Source organism: Cupriavidus sp. C1SS-2L, assembly GCF_057073735.1.
Map to the genome: position 1 here is coordinate 2,754,306 of NZ_CP172709.1, position 23,030 is coordinate 2,777,335.

Here is a 23,030-nt window from a genome sequence, read left to right on the forward strand (position 1 = left end):
CCAGAAGGCGTGTTTCAAATGAAACGGCACATCGTGTTGATCCGCGGCGGGCCGAGTCCGGTGCATACCCGGCATCGCAGCGGGCCTGCGCCTTCCGGCACATCCGGATCGTTTGACGATATGACTTTGTACGTACAAATGTGGAGTGAATGAGACACCGTCGATCGATCAGAATGGAACTTAACTCACAAAAAATTTGCGTGCGCCTTCAAGGTTTCTTGCAAATCCCCTTTAATCCACTCCATACTATGTACGTACATAGTGCCAGAACAATGGGCAACCAGAGACCGGAGACGGAAGGAGCAAAGGTGCAGAAACTGACCGAAGAACGCCGCATGATCCAGGAGGCCGCGCGCCAGTTCACGATGGAGCGCGTGCTGCCCATCGCCAACAAGCTGGACCCCGAGAAAGGCAAGATCCCGCGCGAGCTGATCGACGAGATGGCCGAACTCGGCTACTTCGGCATCCTGATTCCCGAGGAATACGGCGGCCTGGGCCTGGGCGCCTATGAGTACTGCCTGGTCGCCGAGCAGCTTTCGCGTGGCTGGATGAGCGTCGGCAGCCTGATCGCACGCGGCAATGGCCTGATCGGCGCGCTCAAGGGCCTGTCGCCAGAGCGCAAGGCCGAATACCTGCCGCGCATGACGCGCGGTGAATTCCTCGGCGCGTTCTCGCTGTCCGAGCCCAATGCCGGCTCCGACGTGGCCAATATCTCGTGCCGCGCGGTGCGCGATGGCGACGACTGGCTCATCACCGGCAGCAAGTACTGGTGCACGTTTGCCGACGAGGCCGACTTCATCCTGGTCATCTGCCGTACCGATCCGGTCATCGACCCGAAGGCGCGCCACAAGGGCCTGTCGGCCTTCATGGTGGAAAAGCCCCGCGGCGAACTCCCCGAGGGCGTCAAGGGCAGCGTGATTCCCAAGATCGGCTACCACGGCTGGACCACGTGGGAACTCGCGTTCGACGGCTGCCGTGTGCCGCATTCGAAGATGGTCGGTGAGGAAGGCAAGGCGTTCTACCTGACCACGGCCGGGCTTGAGACTGCACGGGCCCATACGGCCGCGCGCTCGATCGGCCTCGCACAAGGCAGTCTCGAGGACTCCATTCAATACGCGAAGGACCGCAACCAGTTCGGCAACCCGATCGGCAACTTCCAGGCGATTCGCTTTAAGATCGCCGACATGGCCACGCAGATCGAGGCCTCGCGCGCGCTGCTCTACACGGTGTGCGAGAAGATCGACGAAGGCGTGCGTGCCGACACCGAAGCGTCGATGGTCAAGCTGTTTGCGAGCGAGATGTGCGAGCGCGTGACCAGCGAAGGCCTGCAGATCCACGGCGGCGCGGGCTACACCACGCACTTCGCGGCCGAACGCTACTGGCGCGATGCGCGCCTGACCAAGATCTTCGAAGGTACCTCTGAAATCCAGATGCGCATCATCTCCGATGCGATGCTGGGCAAGATCGCGGCCTGAACGGGAGCACGAAGTGCAGACTCAAGCCAAACCCGCCGGGGCGCTTGCCGGCCTGCGCGTGATCGACCTCACGCAGATGCTGGCCGGCCCCTTTTGCACGCAGATCCTCGCTGACCACGGGGCGGATGTCATCAAGGTCGAAGCGATGACGGGCGACGGCACGCGTGTGACCGGCCCGTTCTGCCCCGACGACGCGCTGCGCGACTTCGGCGGCTATTTCCAGAGCGTCAACCGCAACAAGCGCTCCATCGCCGTCGACCTGAAGACAGAGGCGGGTCGTGCAGTCCTGCGCGCGCTGATCGACAAGGCCGACATCGTCGTCGAAAACTTCCGAGCAGGCGTGATGGAGCGCCTGGGCTTTGCCTACGAAACGCTGCGCCAGACCAACCCGCGGCTGATCTACGGCACGGTGCGCGGCTTTGGCGATCCGCGGAGCGGCGAAAGCCCGTATGCGCAATGGCCGGCGTACGACGTGGTTTCGCAGGCTATGGGCGGCATGATGGGCATCACCGGCCCGGATCGTTGCACACCGACCAAGATCGGTCCCGGCGTGGGGGACACCATTCCGGCGCTGATGCTGTGCATCGGCATCCTCGCGGCCGTCAATCGCGTGCGCGAAACCGGTCAGGGCCAGTTCGTCGACGTGGCCATGACCGACGCGGTGCTGGCCATGTGCGAGCGCATCGTCTACCAGAACTCGTACACCGGCGAAGTGGCCGCACCGGAAGGCAACCGCCACCCGCTGCTGTGCCCGTTCGGCTTGTTCCGTGCGCGCGATGGCCATGTCTCGATTGCCTGCGCGACCGATGCGTTCTGGGAAAAGCTCGCCGTGGCGATCGGCCGCCCCGACATGGCGCAGGACCCGGACTTCGCGACCAATGCCGCGCGCGTGCAGCATCAGCAGCAGGTGATCGAGGCGATCGAAGCCTTTACCTCGGTGCGAACCAAGGAAGAGATTGCCATCGTGCTGGGCGGCAAGGTGCCCTTCGGCCCCGTCTACACCTCGGCCGAGATATTCGCGGACAGGCACTACGCGGTGCGCGACATGATCGTCGAAGTGGAGCAACCGGGATCGGCCACTCCGGTCAAGATCGCCGGCGTACCGATCAAGCTCAGCGAAACCCCGGGCGCGGTGCGCACGCGCGCGCCAATGCTGGGCGAGCACACCGAAGAGATTTTGTTCGGTGCCGGGTATGTGGAGGACGATATTCGCCGTCTGCGGCAGGAGGGCGCGGTGCGGTAAGGCAGCACTGAAGTGAAAGCGGCGCTGCGGGCGGTCTGACGGGTTGTTGCAGCCGGGAGGCCGCCGGCAACTCAGTCGCGTGGCTGTGGAGCGTTTAAGGTGCAGGTCGGGCGGTGACCCGAGCGCCGTCAGATTCTCGGCTACGTCCTTCCCAGCCGCCCGTCAGGGCCGTAGCATCTACGTTTCCCGCATTTTCGCGGCCCCGCGCCTTCGCCTCCTATGCCAGATCCCCGAGCGGCCACCGCGGCCTACAGAGAATCCGTTCCCGCGCTGCAGCGCATCGGCGCACATCTTGACGACCTGCTGCTCTTCATCCACGTGGTCGATGCCGGCGGATTCAGCGCCGCCGAGCGGCAGACCGGCATCGCCAAGTCGCGGCTGTCCCGCCGGGTGGCGACACTCGAGCGCGCGCTCGGCGTGCGACTGCTGCATCGGTCGGGGCAAGTCTTCGGCCTCACGCCGGTTGGCGAGGCGGTGCTCGCGCACGCGCGGGAGGCGGCCACGCACGTCGACAAGATCGGCGCCCTCACGCGCAGCGCCGTGGCAGAGCCATCGGGGGTGATCCACCTCCATACCTCCATGCTGATCGCCGAGACCACGCTCCCTCCAATCCTGGCCGAGTTTGCGCGCGCTCACCCGGGCGTGCAGGTGCAGTTGACGCTCTCGAATCGCTTTGTCGACCTGGCTGAGGAGCGACTGGACCTGGTCATCCGCGCGGCCGTTGTGCCGCTCGCCTCGGAGGACGTGATCGCCGTACCGGTGGCGACGTCGGCGTCGATCGTCGTGGCCCATCCGTCGTTGCTGGAAGCCGACGGCCCGCCAGCGCGCCTCGACGAGTTGGCGGGCTACCCCTGCCTCGCGCAGGGCACACTGACAAATCCGCGGCCATGGCAGTTCATCGACGCAGACGACAAGCCGATCGATATTGCTGTCACGCCGGGCATTGCCGTGGATAACCTGCTGGCCATCCGCGAACTCGCACTGCGCGGCGCCGGCATGGCACAGTTGCCGTCTTATCTATGCCAGGACGCCATCGATGCCGGCATGCTGGTGCCCGTGCTGCAAGGCGTGCGTTCGCGCCCCGCCACGCTGTACGCGATGTACCCGAGCCGGCGCGGCATGACGTCCGCCGTGCGTGTGTTCCTCGACCTGGTACGCACAAGGTGGCCGTCCGATCCGGCTACCGCCTGATCCCTAGTGTCCGGCGGGCCCGTTCCAGTTCCGCAACGCCCTGTTGCAAACCACCGGCTTCCCCCCACCCGGGGCGAGCCGATAACGTTCCCCGCATCGACGGGCTTTCTTCTCGCCCGCACCTTCACTGTTCGTCAGTAAGATGCCATGGCAATCTCGTTATGGCTCACGTCAACAACCAAAAGTCATATATTGCTTAAATGGAGGAAGCCAGATCATGAACAAGCAGATTTTCATCAACCTGCCGGTGACAGACCTCTCGCGATCCAAGGCCTTCTACGAAGCCATTGGCGCGGTCAACAACCCCGCGTTCACTGATGAAACCGCGGCATGCATGGTGATCTCCGAGACGATCTACGCCATGCTGCTTACCCACGACAAATGGCGGCAGTTCACGGGGAAGCGAATCGTCGACGCGCACACGGAGGCACAGGTATTGCTGTGCCTGTCAGCGGGCGGACGGGTAGAGGTGTCTGACCTCGTGCAGAAGGCGACTGACGCCGGCGGCAAGGCGGACCCCACGCCTGTCCAAGATTTCGGCTTCATGTACGGACGCAGCTTCGAGGATCCGGACGGCCATATCTGGGAGGTGATGTGGATGGACCCGGAGGCCGTTCCGCCTCACGCTTAAAGGGCTGACGACTCGACGTCGAACCCTCACGCGTGCGCATCTTTCAGCGTCGTCTGGTATTGCTCCAGAACAGCCACGGCAGTCATCTGGCCCCCGACATCGAAGCCACGATTCAAGACTCAGCGGAGATTCAGGTGGACGCGGTCGCCTATGGCCTTTCCGCGATGGGTGACCCCGTCTAGGTGTTCGACATCCTGGCGGGGGGCAGCGTCAGGGGATGGCCCTCTGTCCGAAGGCCGGGTTACCAGCGGACTTCCGGCAGTTTGCCTGATGGGCAGAGACCGGCCAGAAGCGGCCATTGCGTAGTTGACTGAGACTTGTGTGTTCTGCGACACATTCTCAGCTTAGCCGCAGCGAGTAACCTCTGTGATCGCGGTCGCTAGTTGTTTGATCGTTCGGCAAACACCCAGCGAATGCCAGTGCGGCTGCGATAGGAGCTTGGGGAGACCATGAATGAGGTTTGAATACGAAGAGACTACACGGTCAGACCGTTGACCGCGAGAACAACATCAAGGTCTGGCAGTCGTCAAAGTTCTTCGATACCGATCATCTGAACTTTGAATACGCAGACGATCAGCTTGAGTTCGCTTTTGCCGCGTTCGAGGCCAGGGAGCGGTGCATCATTACCGTTGATGGATCCGCGATGGAGTCCCTTGTACCGATAGCAATGTATGTGGTGGAGCTTACCGTAAAGCAAGGTGCACGCGTTTGGCCGACCCCGATACCAAGTAGGCAGGCAAGATATCCTGAGGTTCGCCGCGCTGTGGAACATGGAATGTTCGCACTATGCACAAAGGGGGGGCGACTTCTGAAAACGGTTCCCAACTACCGTGTTGAATACATCCCCGATTTTTCGAACATACCGCAACTTCGATTCTGACAAACTCGGGAAAAGGTTCCTTCTCCCTTTACGATATCCGTCCAGTGCTTATGGGTCGGAAGTCGCCTCTGGCTCAAGGAGGCCCGTACATGGATACGCCGAGGGCAGAGATCGGCCAAATCCGCACATTCGACGCCACGACTCAGGTAGTTGACAATGTGAGGAATCTGCAGGGTGCCAAACCACGCCGGGGTTACGACATGAAATTGCTTTCTCCTTCCGAATGTTCGGTATGGCTGAAGAGTGAGGATTGTTGCGAAACGCCATACGGGCGAGCGGGAAGCAGCGCGGACTCGCATTTACAGTTTGCCATTCCGAAAACCAGTGCGGGAGTCGCCCGCATGGTCGATGGCATCCGTACATTTCTTGGGTCACCGCGAACCTGCCTGTTCCAGGTTAGTGACTGGTCGCGATATTCGCAACTTGAGAATTCGATACTGAGTGAGCTGGAATCGGCAAGCTCCGGCGAGCTGCAGCCGTTCGATACCTTTGGCATATTATTTGACCCCGGTGAAGCGGATGAAATGTTTGAATGCTGCATCAGGGTGGTCAATTGCGGTATGAGCGCGTACTTATACGCACCGCGAAGCGCCACCTTTCTTATTTGGGAGGGAGATCTTGTCGATGTCTGGACGAACGGATCTGAGCTGCGAAATCGGCTGGCGCAATGGTTGAGAGGGCAACAGTTTCGCCTTACAAGTTTTTAGCTGGCGACCCTGCCAGGGCACTTGAGTATCGCTAGGTTACACAGTGAATGGCCGCTCACGCCGAGTGCGACTGCCCGTTATGGGGTCGAAAACCGCCGGCGGACCACACCTCAACTAGCCGCGGTGCCTCCTGCAAATCTCACATCTATGATGTTTCCCCTTGCCTATCCCTCGATACTGTATATATTTACAGTACCTGTATGGATAAACAGTGTGAGGGAAGCCATGGAACATCTGATCCGCGTTCACAACGACTATGACCGCCAGGTGCTGGCCTGGCTGCGCGTGCGCATTGGCGATGCGGCGCTGCAGTCCGCCGCGGCCCGGCTCGCTGATGCGCGCAAGCCCTACCTGTCCACTATCTGCCGCAGCCTGGGAATCCGCCCGCCGACCCGGCGCGAATTTGCGCGCGAATCGGCACGGGAATCGGCTTGTGCCCACCGTGCGGTCGGGGACCACTACCTGGCGCGCATCCGCGCCATTCTTGCCGCGTCCGCCGGTGCTCAGCATTGATCCGGATGTTTGCGGTGGGTGCGCAGTGACTATCATCTATCACGACGCTGCGGGCGGCGCCCCCCCGCGTCAACGTCACCACGCCACCATGCCATCGCAACCCAGCGGACAAGACATGAACCGGATCGGATTCATCGGAATGCGCAGCCCCCGCTGCGACCGTGTCGCACGGGTCAAGGCCATTGCGCATCGTTCCTGGTTCTCGCGAGGCCACACGCTTGCAGAGTGAACCGGTGCACGCCGCCCGTCCTGCCATGCCCGGCGCGCGCGTAGGCCTGCTGACAGCGCTGGCCATGCTGGCCTTTGCCGGCAATTCGATCCTGTGCCGGCTCGCGCTCAAGGGCACGGCTATTGATGCGGCTTCCTTCACGCTGCTCCGCATTGGCAGCGCGGCGGCGGCCTTGTGGCTGATCCTGATGGTTCGCCATGGTCCGCGCCGGCTGCCAGGTGGCGGGAGCTGGTTGTCGGCGCTGGCGTTGTTCGTGTACGCGGCGGCGTTTTCGTTTGCGTACCTGCATCTTTCGGCTGCCACGGGGGCGCTGTTGCTGTTCGGCGCCGTGCAGGCCACCATGACCGGCTACGGATTGTACGTGGGCGAGCGCCTGCGCTCCGGGCAATGGCTAGGCCTTGCACTGGCGTTGGGCGGGCTCGTGTGGCTGGTGCTCCCGGGGCTCGCCGCCCCGCCGCCGGGCTCATCGCTGCTGATGGTGATGGCTGGCATCGCATGGGGCGTCTATTCACTGCGCGGCAGAGGCGCGGCCGACGCCACTGCGACCACCGCGGGCAACTTCATGCGCGCCGTGCTGCCTGCGCTTGCGTTGGCGTTGGCGTGGGGGATGCATACGCAGCGCAGCGTGGACGGCAGCGGGCTGGCGAGCGCGCTGGTGTCCGGGGCGCTGACTTCCGGCCTCGGTTACGTGGTCTGGTACGCCGTGGTGCCACGGCTTCGCGCGGCGACCGCCGCGACCGTCCAGCTCAGCGTGCCGGTGATCGCGGCGGTGGGCGGCATCGCGCTGCTTGGCGAGGCGATGTCGATACGGCTGGCCGTCAGCGCCGCCGCGGTGCTCGGCGGCATCGCGCTGGTCATTGCCGGGAAGACGCGCTGATTTCCGCAAAGCCGCCGGCATGGAATACCAGTGGCTTGCTCTGTCCGACCTGCTGCGCGCGGTGCAACTGAGCGGTGCCGTCTGTCTCAACGGGGTGACTTCAAGGCGCCCTGGTGCCTGATCTCCGAGCCGACAGGGTTACTCAAGAGCCCGCTACCGCGCATTGATGCGCGACTGGTAGCGCAGGCACGACAGACGACAGGGGTCCGCAAAGGGCCCCTGTCGTCTTGTCAGCATGGCACGGGCGGCCCGCTGGCTTACATCTTCTGCTTGGTGTTTTCCGCGGCGCCTTGCATTTTCTCGCCGCCGCGCTCGACATCCTTGCCGGCGCCCGCAATCGTATTGCAGCCTGTGATGACCAGCATGCCCGCAAGGGCAAATAGTGCGCATAGCTTTCTCATGACGATCTCCTTGCTTCGTGTGGATGCGGACATGCGCCGCAGCAGGAATAAAGGGGCCGGACTGGCAGATTGAGCGTAGCAATCAGCGAACCGTGCGGGCAGTCCGCATTCGTCCTACAACGGTGTCAGCGGGCAGCGCAAACGCAAGGCACGACCCGGGCTCGGAAGATGCGCAATACGTCATTGCGCGGCGTGCATTGAGTCAGGTCAAGCGGCTGACGACCGACAGGCGCAAGGCGGCCGGGCGTTGTCCATACTGGTATCAGCAAAGCGCGCAGGTTGTGGACCGGCAAGAGGACGAATGCACAAGCCGGCCTGTAACGCTGCCGATACATTCTTCCAATACGACAGACAACACCATGCCTTTCAGCCTCCGGTTCAGCCCCCACGACATCTACCCCGACGCGCTCGAGGCCCGCCTGGCCGAGCTGCACGAGATCGCCGAAGACGTACAGCGCGCCCAGGAACGCCGCTGGCGCAAGTACGGCACGCTGCTTCCGCAGGGCGTGCCGTCACAGGGCAATCCGCACACCCGTCACTGATCGCGCATGCAGGCCTGCTGCCAATAGCGCGCGGCTGGCGCAGCGTGACTCGGGTTGGGGGACTTCGCTCCTCGTGCGGATGCCGTTGTGCCCGGGAGCACCGCCTGCGATGCGTACCCGCCGGCTTTGTCGACCCCGGCCTGAGGCGGTAGCGACTAGCACGGCAAAGACAGCGGAAAAATGGGACATATCGGACATTTCCGACAAGCGGCCGCAATCCGACGCCAATTGTGAACAACTGTGATATCCGATTGGCAAGGCGCGGGGGCTCCGGAAGAATGGGCAGTTCAATGCGGCGCGGTTACAGCAGAACCCGGCCGCCGGGCAGATTCTTCCGACGTAGCCACCATGAAACGACCAACCCGGGAATGTGTACTCGCGCTGATCGCCTGCTTGCGACATGCTGGCCCCATGCGGCGCGACCATCTTGCCAGCGCCTGCAGGCTGACGGCTTCGGAACTCACGCGCGCGCTGAAATCCGCACGGCAGATGGGTGTGGTCGAAGACCTTCCGGCCGCTGACGACATTGCGCAAACCGAGCGGCTGTTTGGCCTGACCGGCCGGGCCCTCCCCCCCGCCCGCCGCGTTCCCGCGCGCGGCGCCGAAGCCGGCCCGAGCTTTCAGCCATTGCTGGATGCATGGGGCATTGCCCGCCCAAGCAACCGGCGCGGCACCCACGCTTCATGACGGCGCGCATCAGTGTGCGGCAAATCGGAAACGGCTTGGTCCGCCTCGCGCGGCCCGAGTGTCAGCGCACGCGCCGGTAACTGGCGCTCATGAATTGCGTCCACTCGCCGTCCGAACCCTGGACATGCGACGTCAGCGTGCGATGGTCGTCGTCGATGAAGCAGATGACGTCGCGATACTTCGCCATCTTGCCGCTGCCAGTGTTGTCCGGCCCCTCGGCGCGCAGCGTGAGTACCTGTCCGTCGGGATCGAGATCGCCTTCATAGGTCCATAGGTAGGTCATCATCGAACCGATGAACGTACCCACGAAATGCTTGCGCGAGGGATCGTAGCCCAGCGTCATCACCGTGGTGGCGGGCCCGCAGCCGGGCATCTCGCCTTCGCTCACGCACTGCACCCACAAGTCCCCCACGCGGCCGACGCGCTCTGGGATTTCCCATTTCACGGGCGGCTGGTCCGCACTCATCAGGGCCTCGCCTGTCGCCATCCACTCCCCCACCAGCCGTTGCAGCCAGCGATGTTCGTTGAGCGCCTCGGTATGCATGGCCTACCTCCTGTCACCTGGCAGTGCGCAGCCACATTTGTGGATGCCGTACACATACACTAGCAAACAGCCTGGACAGTGTCCACATCAACGTCGGCGCCCGGTCGCGCTTAGCTTATTCCGGCAGCCGGACCTTGGTGACGACGAACCTGTCGCCGGGGGCCCGGATCACGTCGCACTGGATCTTTGCCTTGCGCTGGGCACCGTCCGTGCCAAGGTATTCCACATCCGCGACAACGCTGTAGGCATCTTCGGCGACTTTGCGGTACGTGCTGCCATCCCACTTGAAGTGATCGGGATTCGGAAGCTTTGTCTTCACCGCCTTCCTGCACGCGACTGGCGCGCCAGGCGCTTCGTCCTTGCCACGCGGCCTGGGCATTTCGAGGTCGTCGGCGAGTGCCGCACCCGCAGCCAGCAGCAGTCCGGCTGCCGCAATGGCTGCACGGGTTCGGCGGGACAAGGCAAGCGTCATAAAGATCTCCTGGACAGATGGGGGCGTCACATTTTACGCGGGCGGGGCCGCTCATGCCGTCGATCAGGCATCTCCGCGGGCTGGCCGGGCCGCGAGCACCGCCATATTGCGCAGTACGAAGGCGGCGAGCAGTACGCCTGCCGTGCCCCACGCGATGGATGGCAGCCAGGGCAACAGGCCGGCCAGCGCCGGTTGCCTGGCGACGCCGGATGCGACCATGGCAATCCGCACGCAAGCCGCCAGCGCCGCCAGGGCGAACAGAATGCCTGTCAGCCTGCCTTCGCGACCGACATGCCCCGCGTCGATGGCGGCACCGGCCGCAGCACAGAAGACCACGCCCCACAAGAGTCCGACCGCGCACTGGGCCGCCAACAGTACCGTCAGTGAAGGTGCATGGGCAATGCCGGCCAGGACCAGCGCACCCAGCGTCGCAGCGGCCGTCAGTGCGCCATGGTGAAGGAAGCGTCCACGCGGCAGTCGCGCGGGCAATAGGACGCCCATCGCAAAGCCAATCCAGAAAGCTGGCATGACGCGCACGAGTTCGCCGGGCTTCACAAATCTCAGATAGGCCGGCGCGCTGTTCACGCTGCTATGGACCTGGAAGCCGAATGCCAGCAGGAACACGGCGGCCAGCAGCAGCCACGCCATGGCCATGCCGCCAGCGCGTACGGTCGCTGATGCCGCAACAGGTAGCGGCCCCGCGTGGGCTTCCACCCACTGCAAGGCGAGAACCGCGGCCAACAGGCCCAGGCTTGCCAACAGAAACGGCAGTGCCGGCGCTTGGCCACGCATCCACGCCGTGAGCAAGGGCGCCAGCGCGGAGGCCACCCCTACGCCGAGCATGGAGCACCCGACCAGGAATCGCGGAGCTGACTCCCGCAGCCGGCGGGCAATGATCACCATGGGCGGTGCGCGCAGCGCCGACGATGTGGCGGCCCAGCACACGGTCAGAAACAGCATCATCTGGGGCGAAGCCGATTTCGCGAGCAGGGCGAACGCGACAGCCGACACCACGCTGGCAGCGAGTATCCAAGTGCCAACCCGGTGCAAGGCATCGGCTACGCGGTCTGCGGCAATGCCCAGCAAACTGTCCATCACGACGAAGATGGCCTGGTCCATCAGGAGGATCCAGGCCACCTGCGCTGCCGGCAGGCCCGCCTGAGCGGCCAGTGCGGGCAGGAACGCCGTATAGAGCGTCCATGTCACCGCCAGCATGAACTGCACGGAGAACAAGGCCAATGGCTGCATGTCTGCCTGCCGGTATCCGGTATTCGGTCAGCCGCGCAAGGTCGCCGTGCGGCGCTCCGGCGGCATGTACCTGCGCACTAGCCGGCATGGCGGGCGGCCGGCCGCCATGCCTAAACAATAGTTGCTGGCACGTCTCAGAAGCGCGCCGAGTACTGGAGCAGGACGAAATTGATGCCCGGGTTGGGTTCCTTGATGCCCGCGTTCGAATAGTGCTGCAGACGCAGGGCCAGTTCCGAATCGAGCGTATCGCCGAAACGGTACCCCACGGCCACGCGATCGCCAAACTGGAAGGCCGTGGAAAAGACCTTGTCGTCGGATAGCCGCGTGCGCGACAGCACGTGGACGCCGACGCCGGCTTCGACGAAGACGCCGCTGCGGCCCGCGCCCTGCAGGCGCAGGATCGGCGTCAGGCCAAGATCGCCAAGCGCATTCCCGCCGCTGCCATGGGGATTCCACACGCCACCCGAGACTTCTAACCCGAGGCGCAGGCGAACGGATTGCGAGGACGTCGCCCATAAATCCTGCTTCAGATCCCAGCGCGCTTCGAGCCGCGCCATCGCGGCATCCTTGCCGGCCCCAGCGGACACGCCGAGGCGCACGGGCTCGAACCATGGCTCGGCATGCAACAGGCCGCTGATAAGCGCGCCAGACAAGGCAATGGCAGCCAGTACGGAACGGCGAACGACTCGGCTGGATGGAAAGCGATACAGGGACAGATGGCTAGGCATGACAGCGTGGCAGGCGTGACAGCGTGGCAGGAGGGACGACGACGAGCATGGCAACGGCGGCTTCGGATGGCTGCCGGAATCCCGCTCTGGCGCGGCATTATGCAGCGTTCGCCGCATCGCAAGAAGTCACGTGGATTGCACACTGTGTTCCGTTTTTGGAACAATTCTTGGAATGCTATTGGGCCGTATGGAACAGCCCGTTTGATCTGCCTTTGCGCGCGCAGGCGAAAAACCAAAAAAAAGCCCTCCTTGCGGAGGGCTGAAGTCGGGGGGTGTAGCAAGATGCCACGTGACAGATTCTAAGGATTGGGCCTCGGAGCAAAGCCCCGAATAGTTGCGGCCGGCTTGCCATATTCACGCCTTTGTGACGGCATGCGATGGCTATGCCGGGACACGGCTCAGAAGGAATGCCAATCGTTGTCGGCCTCATCGCCAACACGCGGGGCCCGTGCAGGCTGAGCGGCCGGGGGCGGCCTGCGCACGGCCTGCAAGCCCGGTTGCGTGCCGCTGAATCCGCGTGCGACGGACACCGATGGCGCGCCCTGCACACGGCTCCCTCCCTCCCCCGCGATCCGGAATACCGAAACCGCATCGGCCATGGCATTGGCCTGCTCTTCCAGCGACTTCGCCGCCGCGGCGGACTGTTCGACCAGCGCAGCATTCTGCTGGGTGCCTGAATCGATCTGGCTGATCGCGAGGTGCACCTGTTCCACGCCCTGGCTCTGCTCGCCGGACGCCACGGAGATCTCGCCCATGATGTCCGACACCTGCTGGATCGCGCGGATCACCTCACCCATGGTCTGGCCGACCTCCCCCGCTTGCCGCGAACCGTCCTGGACCATGTCCGCGGAGGACTCGATCAGCTCCTTGATTTCCTTGGCGGCCGCCGAAGAGCGCTGCGCCAGCGCCCGCACCTCGCCCGCCACGACCGCGAATCCGCGCCCCTGCTCGCCGGCACGTGCGGCCTCCACCGCCGCGTTCAGCGCCAGGATATTGGTCTGGAAGGCAATGCCCTCGATCAGGCTGGTGATGTCCGAGATCCGCCCCGAACTGCCGCTGATCCGAGCCATCGTCTGCACCATGGCCTGCACCGCCGCGTTGCCGGCATGCGCAAGGTCTCGCGCACTGCCGGCCAGCGTGTTGGCCTGGGACGCGTTGTCAGCGTTCATGCGCACGGTCTGGGAGATCTCCGTCATGCTGGCCGCGGTCTCCTGGAGCGACGCCGCCTGTTGCTCCGTGCGCGCGGACAAATCCATATTGCCGCTGGCGATTTCACGCGATGCCACACGCACGGCCTCGCTGGATACCTGGATGCCGCGGACCGTTTGCGCAAGCTGGCTGCTCATGCGCGCCATGGCACCAAACAGCAGGCCGAACTCGTCGCGCGAGCGAATCTCGATCTGCTGGTCCAGGCGGCCTCCGGCGATCTCGTCGGCGATTTCCACGGAGCGGCGAAGCTGGCGCGTAATGGTTCGCAGCAGATAGTGCGACGCCCCCAGCGAAACGAGCAACCCAAGCACCACCAGCACCGCGGTCGTCCACAGCGCTGAACGCGCCTCCGTGAGACTCCGGCGATGGTAGTCACCGGCCTGGTTCAGGTTGACTTCCACACCGCGCGTGATGAGCTCGCCGACCTTGTCGCCGGCCGCACCGAGATCGCTTTCCTGCAGACGGGCTGCCGCGGCCCGGTCACCGGCTTCGAGCAGGTGCAGCTCCTGTGCGACAAGATCCGCGAAGCGCGCCAGCGCCGTGTCAAGCTGATCCGCCATGTCCCGCTCGCGCGGCGACGTGACCCGCGTGGGGTAATAGGCTTGCCAGCCCTTCTTCATTTTTGCCTGGTATTCGCGCACCAGGGCCATGTCCGCACTGCCTTCGTCCTCCGAAGTCGCCTGGATTTTCCACAGCAGCCGGCGGATATGGAGTTGTGCCACGCGGACGTCCGCCAGCTCGCCGATGGCCACGGTGTTCTGCTCGTAGGCGTCGTGCATGTTCTCGTTCAGGCTCGAGATGGTTTGCAAGGCGAAAAGCCCGATCGCCAGCATCAGCGCGATACAAACACTGAACACCAGGAGGATCCTGAACTTGATCGTATGGATGAACTGACTCATTGTGGAAATTCGATTGCAGGCTGGGTGAAACCCCCGATACTCGCGGCCGGCATGCCTGTGCGGACGCGGTCTGCGTCGGCACAATGGCCAGGCGCGGTTTTCCCGGCCTTAACGGCAGGGCTCCGGCGGACGTGATGTCCGCCGCCAGGATCGTTGATGCGCCGCAAACAATGAAGGTGCGACAAGATGGCGCCATGTACCGCCCCAATCGAATGAAGGGCCGCCAGTGTCGGCTAGCGAACAGTCCGCGATTGCCGCCGCCATCAAGATGCGCATAACCGCCTCCGGGTGCCCATGACGCCAGGCCGCGGTGCTCGTCACGGAGGCCCGCCATGTTCAGGAAAACCATGCTGACCGGCAAGCCGCAGGCTTGCACGGTAAACGCCGCGGTGCCGGCCCATGAGGCGGCCACGCCTGACGCTGTTCCCGACCAGCTTTCGCGCAGCCTCAAGACGCAGGGCGACGCCATGGTGCAGTACGGCGCGCGCCTGCTGGTGCTGCGCGAGTTCCTGGCTGCCCTGTGTGCGGGGATGTCTGCGGAACGCCGCGACAGCGTTGAGGGCGCCTTCCGCAAGCGTGTCGATGACCTGCTGTGCCTGACCGACGACCGGCAGTTGCCCGAAGCCTTTCACGCCACGCTTCTTGCCGAAATCAACTACTACCTGGGCGAGCTGAAGCGCCGCTGAGCGACGTGCTGACCGGCCCCCGGCCGTACCAGAGCCTCGCGCGGCACAGATCACCCTTGCCATCCGGCCAGCCGCGCCTATTGTTCCCGTGAAGAGCGCACCTCAGCGCGCCAGACCACCGGGACGCCATGCCGCATCGTTCCAGCCGCCCGCCCCACGGCACATGGCCAGCCACGGTGCTCGCCGTGGCGCTCGGCCTGCGCCCCGATGTCGCGCTCGCCGCCTGTGATCTCGCCGCCCCTGCCGACGGGCAGACCGCCACATGCACGCCGCTGGCGCCCAATCCCGCCACCACTCCCATCGTCGCGCAGCCGGGCAGCAGCCGGGTCACGGTGACCATTGAGCCGAATGCCGAACTGGCGGTGGCGGCAGGCAGCGCAGTCGTCGTCCGCGAGCAAAGCCTGGTGGACAATGGCGGCACCTTGCGAGGAACGGGTGACGCGGCCCCCACCGTGCTCATGCAAGGCACCGGCAACACGCTCGACAACCGCGGCACGATCATTGCCACGGGCACGGCGTCGCACGCCGTCTTCGTGGACGGGAACGCGCCTGCCACGGTACGCAACAGCGGCACGCTTCTCGCCACGGGAACGGACAGCTCCGGGTTGCAGGGCGGCACGGCGCTGACCGTGACCAACACCGCCGCCGGGCGCATCCTGAGCGATCAGTCCAACGCCATCTTCGCCAACCATGGCATCACGCTGGACAATGCCGGCCTGATCCACTCGGACGCGACCAGCATCATCGTCAACAACGGCCCCAGCTCGATCGACAATACCGGCACGATCGAATCGTTGAGTGGAAACGCCATCGGCGCGACAAGAGCGGCTGTCGTCATTACCAACCGCGGCACGATCTCCGGCGGCTTCCGCGCGATTGACCTGGACGTCGGCAATGACGTCGTGAACATGCTCGGCGGCACCATCCGCGGCGCAATCGTGCTGCGTGAGGGGGATGACCGCTTCGAGATGTCCGGCGGGCAAGTCGATGCCGTGGACATGGGTCCGGGCCGCGACACCGTCGTCATCTCCGGTGGCCAGGTGAATGGCGCCGTCGCGCTCGGCGACGACAGCGATGCCGCCACGTTGCGCGGGCTGACCGATGCCAACCTGGCTGGCATGCCACGTCTGGATGGCGGCAGCGGCCTGGACAGCCTGACCCTCGACCAGAGCCGTCTCTCCGGCGTGGCCCGCCTGGTCGGCTTTGAAGCAGTAAACCTGACCAACCACAGCACGCTTGTCATGGACGGCGACCTGGTACTCGGCGACCCGGCCCTGCAAGCGCCTGCGGCCCTTGGCTTGCAGCGCCCACTCGCTGTTACCGCGCCAACGGCCGGCACGCTGGACATCGACAGCACCAGCACGCTGCAGATCGGCCCCGCCGGCAACGCGGCCATTGTGGCAGCAGCCGCGGGACAACTGGCAGCGGTCAACAATGCCGGCGTCATCGACCTGACTACGGGCTCCACGCCGGCAGCGAGCCGCCTGCAGATCGTCGGTCACTACACGGGCAACGGCGGGCAACTGCTGCTGCGCAGCATACTGGGCGCGGACAACTCGCCCTCTGACCGGCTTGGCGTCTCGCAAGGCACGGTTTCCGGAAGCACCACGATCGCGCTGGCCAATGCCGGCGGCAATGGCGGGCTGACCGTAGTGGACGGGATCCCGCTCGTTGTGGTCACCGACGGCGGCACCTCGACGCCATCCGCGTTCCGGCTCGCGGGAGGCCAGATCCAGGCCGGCGCATACGTCTATGTGCTGTACCGCGGTGGCGTCAGCAACGGTACGGCCGATAGCTGGTTCCTGCGATCCAGCCTTGCCCCGGCTTCGTCAGTGTCCCCGGCACCGCCGTCCGCCGCGCCCCAGCCGGTACTGTCACCACAACCGGCGGCAGGCAGCCCCGCCCTGCCGCCCGCGCCGGCAGCCGATGCGTCGCCGGTCCCACTCTACCGGCCGGCAGTGCCCGTCTATGCGGCCATTGCAGGCGTCGCCCGACAGCTGGGCGTCGACCAGATCGCCACCTTCCATGAACGCCAGGGCGAGCAGGCCCTGCTGACCGAACGCGGCGCGCTCGGTGCTGCCTGGGCCCGGGCCTGGGGCAGCAACGGCCATCAGTCCCAAGGCGGCGAGGTACACCCGGATATCAGCGGCACGCTCGCCGGCCTGCAAGTCGGGCAAGACTTGTACGCCATGGCGGGCGATGGCCCCGGTGGCCATCGCGATCATTTCGGTGCCTATTTCGGCTACGCGCGGGCGGCGGGCGACATTGCCGGCTTCGCGCTTGGCTTTCCCGGCTATGCGGCCGGCAAGCTCGATATCAACGCGTACAGCGTAGGCGCATACTGGAGCCATATCGGACCCGGCAACTGGTACACCGATACGGTGCTGCAGTACAGCACGCTGACGATCGATCCGAGCACCCATACCGGCACGGGCGCCACAACACATGGCAACGCACTGGCGCTATCCGCAGAGGGCGGCATGCCGCTCCAGTTGTCGCCCACCGTGACACTGGAGCCGCAAGTGCAGCTTGTGTGGCAGCACCTTTCCCTCAATGACCTGCAGGACCAGGTCAGCACCGTGACTTTCCGCAATGCCGACAGCACGCTCGCACGTGCCGGTGTCCGGCTCCAGAAAGTGCTGGAGTACCGCGGCGTGCGCTGGCAGCCCTGGCTGCGCACGGATATCCTGCACGCCTTCGGGGGCACGGACCAGACTACCTTTGCAGCCACGACCTCGATCCCTACCAGCCAGGCCTACACGGCTGCGCGTTTCGAGGCGGGGATCGCCGGAAAGGCTGGCCCGCGCGGCAGCGTCTACGGCACCGTCGGCTACCTGACCAGCCTGGACGGCGTGCCACGCAGCGCGTGGTTCGGTAATATCGGCGCACGCTGGTCCTGGTAACGCGCCCGGTCGCGGGTCCTATCGCCGGGCAGCAGTCGGGAGTCGGTCTGCAAGCCTGCGCTACAAGTGCTACCCTGCCGGCCACTACACGCTTGCGGCACCGGTCGACGGTGCACGCGTTGCGCCGACGTCGCATCGATATGCCGCCGGGAACACCATAAACCGGCACTCGATGCCGTCCAGTTGAAGATCGCCATGACCGTCCAGTCGACCACCGGCGGGGCCACCGCTTCCGGCACACGCCCGGCGCAGCCACCGCAATCCGTCCCCGCATGGGTGACGCCGCTGCTTGCCGCAGCCTGTGGCGTGACCGTCGCCAACCTGTACTTCGCCCAGCCGCTGGTCGGCCCGATTGCCACAGCGCTGCAATTGTCGCCGGGCGCGGCCGGCCTGATCATCACGCTGGTCCAGGCCGGCTACTGCCTCGGGCTGTTGTTGCTGGTACCGCTGGCCGACCTGGTGGAGAACCGGCGCCTTGTATGCCGGCTGCTGGCCGGCAACGCGGTGGCTCTTGCCGGTGCCGCCTTTGCAACGCACGCGGCCACGTTCCTGCTCGCCGCCTGGCTGATCGGGTTCTGTTCCGTGGCCGTGCAGGTGCTGGTGCCGTTTGCCGCCCACCTGGCGCCCGAGCATGCGCGCGGACGCGCCGTCGGCAATGTCACGAGCGGGTTGCTGCTCGGCATCATGCTGGCGCGGCCGATCTCAAGCCTGGTGGCCGATCTCTGGGGCTGGCATGCCATCTTCGCGCTGTCGTCGGTGGTCATGGCCTTGCTGGCCCTGGTCCTGTCACGGCGCCTGCCGCAGCGCGCGCCGGCACCCGGCGGGCGCTATGCGGAGATGCTGGCCTCCATGTGGCATTTGCTGCGCACGCAGCCGGTGCTGCGCCGGCGTGCGGCCTACCAGGCCAGCATGTTCGGCGCCTTCAGCCTGTTCTGGACCACCGTCCCGCTGTACCTGTCCGGACCGGATTTCGGGCTGTCGCAGCGAGGCATCGCGCTGTTCGCACTGGCCGGCGTGGCTGGCGCCATCGCCGCGCCCATCGCCGGCCGACTGGCCGACCGCGGGCGCGGCCGCCGCATGACGGCCATTGCCTTGTTGCTTGGCGCGGGGTCGATGCTGATCGGGCTGGCCGGCACGCCCGGATCGGCGATCGCCCTGGCAATGCTGACCGTCGCCGCGATCGTGCTCGATTTCGGCGTCTCGGCGAGCCTGGTCGTCGGGCAGCGGGCGATCTTTTCGCTGAGCGCGGAGCACCGCGGCCGGCTCAACGGCGTGTTCATGGCCGTGTTCTTCGTTGGCGGAGCGCTCGGTTCTGCACTGGGGGGCTGGGCCTACGCGCACGGCGGCTGGCCGCTGGCCAGCGGCATCGGCTTCGCGCTGCCGATCCTGGCACTGCTTTTCTTCGCCACGGAGCGGCGCTGAAGCCATCTCATGCATGGTGTCATGAACTGAAACAGGCTCCGCGTGCTTGCGGGGCAAAAGTCTTGAGCGCGCCTGCCGTTATTGTTCCTGCCTGGCAGCTGTCCCCCACGATTTCCCCGGTCAGGCACCCCTATCCCCGGAAGGCCAGCCATGTCATTTGTCACTAAGACCGTCGAAGTCCAGTACCGCCAGAAAGGCCACAAGTCGGTTGTCACCTCCACCGAAGCCGTCGCACTGTCCGACCGCCACGCGGAAGACCCGAAGGCGATCCTCGCCACGCTGCGGCTGCTGCATCCGCAGTGGGAGGACATCAAGGTGATGTCCGTGTCGTAAGACACAACGCACTGTTCAGGCAAAGAAGAAAGGCGCTCCGCGCACCGCGCGAAGCGCCTTTTGTCGTCGGGCCGGCGACCTCAGCTCACCGCATCAGACCGGCACATCCTTGGTCGGATCCGCCTTGCGGTCGTCAAACCAGCGGTACAACGTCGGCACCATCACGAGCGTGAGCAGTGTCGACGTGATCAGCCCGCCGATCACCACCACCGCCAGCGGTCGCTGCACTTCCGAGCCCGGGCCGGACGAGAACAGGAACGGCACCAGGCCAAGCATCGCAATCGTGGCCGTCATCATTACCGGCCGGAAGCGCTGGGTCGCCCCCTGCACCACCGCCTCCGTCACGGACAGGCCCGAATCGCGCAGCGTGCGGATGTACGACACCAGCACCACGCCGTTGAGCACAGCCATGCCCCACAGCGCGATAAAGCCCACCGATGCCGGCACCGACAGATACTCGCCCGTGACGAACAGCCCGATGATCCCCCCGATCGATGCGAACGGCAGCACCGTGATGATCAGCGTGGCGAAGCGCAGCGAGTTGAACAGCAGGAACAGCAGGAAGAAGATCGCGGCGATGGTCACCGGCACGATGATCTTCAGGTGGCCCATGGCGCGCTCCATATTCTGGAACTGGCCGCCCCACTCGAGGTAGTAGCCTTCCGGCAGCTTGACCTTGGCGCCCGCCGCCTGCTGCAACTCGGCCACGAAGCCGCCGAGATCGCGGTCCTTCACGTTGATCATCACCACCACGCGACGCTTGGCCATTTCTCGGCTGATCTGCGCGGGGCCGTCGCTGACCTCGATCTTCGCCACGCTTTGCAGCGGCACTTGCGTGCCGTTGGGCGTCGCCACCAGCAACTGGCGGATCGCCTGAACGTTGTTGCGGAAATCCTCCGGCAGGCGTACTGCCGCCGCGAAGCGGCGCTCGCCTTCGAAGATATCCGTCGCGCGCTTGCCGCCGATGGCAATCTCGATCACGTCGTGGATGTCGGACACGTTGAGCCCGTAGCGCGCAATCGCCTGGCGATCGATCTCGATCGACAGGTACTGCTGCCCCGACACGCGCTCGATGCGGATATCCTGCGAGCCCTGGATGCCGCCCGCCACGCGCGCGATCTCGCCCGCAAGTTCGCGCAACTTATCGAGATCGTCGCCGAACACCTTCACCGCGACGTCGGAACGCACGCCGCTGACCATCTCGTCGACGCGGTCGGAAATCGGCTGCGCCATCACGATCTGCACGCCGGGAATGGCCTTGAGCTTTTCACGGATGGCGTTGGCGATGTCATCCTGCGTCCAGCCGTCGGGCCACTCGTGGCGGTCCTTCAGGCTCGCGATCGGCGTCGATTCGTTCTGGCCCTGCGGATCCGCAGGGCTTTCGCCGCGGCCCACTCCCGACACCACCGACTTCACGCCCGGTACACCAAGCACGAGCTTGTTGGCCTCTTTCTCGAGCTTGATCGACTCTTCGAGCGAGATGTTCGGCACCCGGTCGATGGCCGGCACGATCGACCCTTCCTTCATCTCGGGAATGAACGATGTGCCAAGCAGCGGCACGATGGCCAGCGTCAACACAAAGGCACCCACTGCGCCGATCACCGTCTTGCGGCTGTTGCCCAGCGCCCAGTGCAGCATGCGCAGGTAGTGCCGCTTCATGAACGCGATGATCTTCGTGTCGTGCTCGGCACCACCCTTGAGCAGGTACGAACTCAGCACCGGCGACAGTGTGAGCGACAGGAGGAGCGAAATCGCAAGCGCAATCGAGATCGTGAACGCCAGCGGCGCAAACATCTTGCCTTCCATGCCCGACAGCGTCATCAGCGGCAGGAACACCAGGATGATGATGCCCACGCCGACGATCACGGGTGTGGCCACTTCCTGCACGGCCTTGACCAGTATCTGGGTCTTGGTGAGCCCCGGTTCCTTATGGCCTAGCCGCTCGAACGCGTTCTCGACCACCACCACAGAACCGTCCACCATCAGGCCGATCGCGATCGCAAGCCCGCCCAGCGACATCAGGTTGGCCGACAGTCCCATCCTGTTCATGACGATGAAAGTCAGCAACGGCGTCAGCACCAGCGTGGCGAGCACGATGACCGACGAACGCACGTCGCCGAGGAACAGGAACAGCACGATCACCACGAGCACCACGCCTTCGAGCAGCACCTTGGTCACCGTCCACAGCGCGGCATCGACGAGTTCGCTGCGGTCGTAATACGGCACGATCTGCAGCTTGCCGGGCAGCATGCCCTTGGCGTTGATCTCGGCCACGCGCGCCTTGACGCGGCTTACTACTTCCTTGGCATTGCCGCCGCGCATCATCATGACGATGCCGCCGACCGCCTCGGTCTGGCCGTTCTTCACTAGCGCGCCCTGGCGTACCTCGTGCCCGATGGTGACGGTGGCCACATCGCGCAGGTAGACCGGCGTGCCGGCCACTTCCTTGAGCACGATGCTGCCGAGGTCGTCCACGCCCTTGGCCAAACCGACGCCGCGGATCAGGTACTGCTCCGCGTAGTGCGGGAGCACGCCGCCGCCAGAGTTGGCGTTGTTACGCGCCAGCGCCTGATAGACCTGCTGGATCGAGACATCGTAGTGGCGCATGCGCTCGGGGTTGACCAGCGCCTGGTACTGGCGCACGTAGCCGCCCTGCGAGTTGATCTCGGCCACGCCGGGGATCGAGCGCAGCAGCGGGCGCACCACCCAGTCCTGCGCGATGCGGCGCTCGGCCAGTTCTTCCTGTGTCAGTTCACGGTTGCCGTCGTCGGGGCGATCCAGTGTGTACTGGTAGACCTCGCCGAGGCCGGTCGAGACCGGGCCCAGCACCGGCGTCACGCCTTCGGGCATGCGTCCGGACACTTCGATGAGCCGCTCCATCACGAGCTGGCGTGCGAAGTAGACGTCGGTGGCGTCGGTGAACACGAGCGTGATCAGCGACAGCCCGGCTTTGTTCAGCGAGCGCATCTCTTCCAGGCCGGGCAGGCCAGTCATGGCCATTTCCACGGGCACAGTGACAAAGCGCTCCACTTCTTCCGGCGAACGGCCGGCCGCTTCGGTGGCGATCTGCACCTGCACGTTGGTCACGTCGGGAAACGCGTCTACCGACAGCTTGGTGGCCGCACGCAGGCCGAAGAAAAACAGCACCACGGCCAGCACGCACACCACCAGCCGCTGCTTGATGGCGGCTTCAACCAGGGATTTCATCAT

22 protein-coding genes are annotated in these 23,030 nt (G+C 65.0%); 15 read left to right on the forward strand and 7 right to left on the reverse strand.

What is annotated here, in order from left to right; genetic code table 11:
• The first annotated feature begins 308 nt into the window (after window positions 1–308).
• From ACIGJG_RS30395 to ACIGJG_RS30430, 8 genes are all read left to right on the forward strand, one after another.
• Window positions 309–1,475, forward strand: a complete 1,167-nt coding sequence (locus tag ACIGJG_RS30395; protein WP_483673668.1) for an acyl-CoA dehydrogenase family protein — start codon at window positions 309–311, stop codon at window positions 1,473–1,475.
• On the forward strand, window positions 1,447–2,718 hold the full coding sequence (locus ACIGJG_RS30400; protein WP_181184427.1) for a CaiB/BaiF CoA transferase family protein: 1,272 nt from the start codon (window positions 1,447–1,449) through the stop codon (window positions 2,716–2,718). Before ACIGJG_RS30395 ends, ACIGJG_RS30400 begins: the two co-directional genes overlap by 29 nt.
• 219 nt (window positions 2,719–2,937) lie before the next feature.
• Window positions 2,938–3,909 (forward strand): LysR family transcriptional regulator, encoded by a 972-nt coding sequence (locus ACIGJG_RS30405; RefSeq protein WP_140950319.1) that lies wholly within the window; start codon window positions 2,938–2,940, stop codon window positions 3,907–3,909.
• A 217-nt stretch (window positions 3,910–4,126) separates the two neighbouring features.
• Complete coding sequence (locus ACIGJG_RS30410) at window positions 4,127–4,540, forward strand: VOC family protein (protein WP_011299947.1); 414 nt, start codon at window positions 4,127–4,129, stop codon at window positions 4,538–4,540.
• A gap of 460 nt (window positions 4,541–5,000) precedes the next feature.
• Complete coding sequence (locus ACIGJG_RS30415; protein WP_483673670.1) at window positions 5,001–5,420, forward strand: hypothetical protein; 420 nt, start codon at window positions 5,001–5,003, stop codon at window positions 5,418–5,420.
• Window positions 5,421–5,509: 89 nt separating this feature from the next.
• Window positions 5,510–6,127: a hypothetical protein gene (locus ACIGJG_RS30420; protein ID WP_483673671.1), complete on the forward strand. Its 618-nt coding sequence runs from the start codon at window positions 5,510–5,512 to the stop codon at window positions 6,125–6,127.
• 225 nt (window positions 6,128–6,352) lie between these two features.
• Entirely contained in the window at window positions 6,353–6,640 is a 288-nt protein-coding gene (locus ACIGJG_RS30425; protein ID WP_011299942.1) for a CppA family protein, read from the forward strand.
• A gap of 254 nt (window positions 6,641–6,894) precedes the next feature.
• Window positions 6,895–7,746, forward strand: coding sequence for a DMT family transporter (locus tag ACIGJG_RS30430; RefSeq protein WP_041680133.1), 852 nt, complete (start codon window positions 6,895–6,897; stop codon window positions 7,744–7,746).
• 257 nt (window positions 7,747–8,003) lie between these two features.
• Here the strand turns inward: ACIGJG_RS30430 and ACIGJG_RS30435 are convergent, their stop codons facing one another.
• On the reverse strand, window positions 8,004–8,147 hold the full coding sequence (locus ACIGJG_RS30435; RefSeq protein ID WP_041680132.1) for an entericidin A/B family lipoprotein: 144 nt from the start codon (window positions 8,145–8,147) through the stop codon (window positions 8,004–8,006).
• 359 nt (window positions 8,148–8,506) lie between these two features.
• On the opposite strand from ACIGJG_RS30435, the gene ACIGJG_RS30440 reads away from it, so the two are divergent.
• Together ACIGJG_RS30440 and ACIGJG_RS30445 are read left to right on the forward strand one after the other, a co-directional pair.
• Entirely contained in the window at window positions 8,507–8,689 is a 183-nt protein-coding gene (locus ACIGJG_RS30440; RefSeq protein WP_011299939.1) for a hypothetical protein, read from the forward strand.
• A gap of 348 nt (window positions 8,690–9,037) precedes the next feature.
• Window positions 9,038–9,376 carry a hypothetical protein gene (locus ACIGJG_RS30445; RefSeq protein WP_041680131.1) on the forward strand — a complete coding sequence of 113 codons (339 nt, stop codon included), beginning with the start codon at window positions 9,038–9,040 and terminating at the stop codon, window positions 9,374–9,376.
• Window positions 9,377–9,437: 61 nt separating this feature from the next.
• Here ACIGJG_RS30445 and ACIGJG_RS30450 read toward each other — a convergent pair whose 3' ends face one another.
• The 4 genes from ACIGJG_RS30450 to ACIGJG_RS30465 all read right to left on the reverse strand — a co-directional run bounded on the left by ACIGJG_RS30450 (window position 9,438) and on the right by ACIGJG_RS30465 (window position 12,368).
• Complete coding sequence (locus tag ACIGJG_RS30450) at window positions 9,438–9,920, reverse strand: DUF1579 domain-containing protein (RefSeq protein WP_011299937.1); 483 nt, start codon at window positions 9,918–9,920, stop codon at window positions 9,438–9,440.
• 115 nt (window positions 9,921–10,035) lie between these two features.
• Window positions 10,036–10,392 (reverse strand): DUF2880 domain-containing protein, encoded by a 357-nt coding sequence (locus ACIGJG_RS30455; RefSeq protein WP_011299936.1) that lies wholly within the window; start codon window positions 10,390–10,392, stop codon window positions 10,036–10,038.
• A 63-nt stretch (window positions 10,393–10,455) separates the two neighbouring features.
• Window positions 10,456–11,640, reverse strand: coding sequence for an MFS transporter (locus ACIGJG_RS30460; protein ID WP_483673672.1), 1,185 nt, complete (start codon window positions 11,638–11,640; stop codon window positions 10,456–10,458).
• 134 nt (window positions 11,641–11,774) lie between these two features.
• Window positions 11,775–12,368 (reverse strand): acyloxyacyl hydrolase, encoded by a 594-nt coding sequence (locus ACIGJG_RS30465; protein WP_140950334.1) that lies wholly within the window; start codon window positions 12,366–12,368, stop codon window positions 11,775–11,777.
• 47 nt (window positions 12,369–12,415) lie between these two features.
• Here ACIGJG_RS30465 and ACIGJG_RS30470 point away from each other — a divergent pair, with 47 nt between their 5' ends.
• Window positions 12,416–12,631 (forward strand): hypothetical protein, encoded by a 216-nt coding sequence (locus tag ACIGJG_RS30470; protein WP_140950335.1) that lies wholly within the window; start codon window positions 12,416–12,418, stop codon window positions 12,629–12,631.
• Between the two features lie 135 nt (window positions 12,632–12,766).
• Here the strand turns inward: ACIGJG_RS30470 and ACIGJG_RS30475 are convergent, their stop codons facing one another.
• On the reverse strand, window positions 12,767–14,476 hold the full coding sequence (locus ACIGJG_RS30475; RefSeq protein ID WP_011299933.1) for a methyl-accepting chemotaxis protein: 1,710 nt from the start codon (window positions 14,474–14,476) through the stop codon (window positions 12,767–12,769).
• A 332-nt stretch (window positions 14,477–14,808) separates the two neighbouring features.
• Between ACIGJG_RS30475 and ACIGJG_RS30480 the strand changes: the two genes are divergently transcribed.
• From ACIGJG_RS30480 to ACIGJG_RS30495, 4 genes are all read left to right on the forward strand, one after another.
• Window positions 14,809–15,162, forward strand: coding sequence for a hypothetical protein (locus tag ACIGJG_RS30480; RefSeq protein ID WP_011299932.1), 354 nt, complete (start codon window positions 14,809–14,811; stop codon window positions 15,160–15,162).
• 128 nt (window positions 15,163–15,290) lie between these two features.
• Window positions 15,291–18,065, forward strand: coding sequence for an autotransporter family protein (locus ACIGJG_RS30485; RefSeq protein ID WP_483673673.1), 2,775 nt, complete (start codon window positions 15,291–15,293; stop codon window positions 18,063–18,065).
• 195 nt (window positions 18,066–18,260) lie between these two features.
• Window positions 18,261–19,487, forward strand: a complete 1,227-nt coding sequence (locus tag ACIGJG_RS30490) for an MFS transporter (protein WP_245001825.1) — start codon at window positions 18,261–18,263, stop codon at window positions 19,485–19,487.
• A gap of 150 nt (window positions 19,488–19,637) precedes the next feature.
• Entirely contained in the window at window positions 19,638–19,820 is a 183-nt protein-coding gene (locus tag ACIGJG_RS30495; RefSeq protein ID WP_041680130.1) for a hypothetical protein, read from the forward strand.
• Window positions 19,821–19,913: 93 nt separating this feature from the next.
• Here ACIGJG_RS30495 and ACIGJG_RS30500 read toward each other — a convergent pair whose 3' ends face one another.
• The gene (locus tag ACIGJG_RS30500; RefSeq protein WP_011299929.1) at window positions 19,914–23,030 is read right to left on the reverse strand and encodes an efflux RND transporter permease subunit; all 3,117 of its coding nucleotides are present in this window, start codon (window positions 23,028–23,030) and stop codon (window positions 19,914–19,916) included.